This window comes from Pseudomonas sp. UBA6315, assembly GCF_002438125.1.
Taxonomy (GTDB): domain Bacteria; phylum Pseudomonadota; class Gammaproteobacteria; order Pseudomonadales; family Pseudomonadaceae; genus Aquipseudomonas; species Aquipseudomonas faucium.
Window position 1 is genome coordinate 429 of sequence record NZ_DJTF01000141.1, and the last position, 300, is coordinate 728.

1 protein-coding gene is annotated in these 300 nt (G+C 58.0%); it reads right to left on the reverse strand.

Translation table 11 applies throughout. The features are described 5' to 3' along the window. Positions 1-64: 64 nt before the first annotated feature. Positions 65-300, reverse strand: a 236-nt coding sequence (locus B3E94_RS16685; protein WP_286914380.1) for a c-type cytochrome, incomplete at its 5' end; no start/stop codon positions are given.

The following is a 300-nucleotide window of genomic DNA, read 5'->3' on the forward strand; positions in this document are numbered from 1 at the left end:
GGTCAACAGCAGACTCACGACTAGTTTGTTCATCAGCTAATCCAACACGGCTAAGGGTGAAATGTTATGTATCGGGACTGCCGCTCATCCAAAGGATGACCAAACGGTAGTCCTCGGCACTGCAGTCCATGCACAATCCACGCGGCGGCATAGCCTTGAAACCCTGGGTAACATGCACCACCAGTTGCTCCATGCCTTGCGCCAGCCTTGGCTCCCAAGCTGCCGGGTCACCCTTCTTGGGTGCCTGTGGCAACTGCCCGGCGTGACACGCCGCACACGTGCGGTTGTACAACGCCTCGG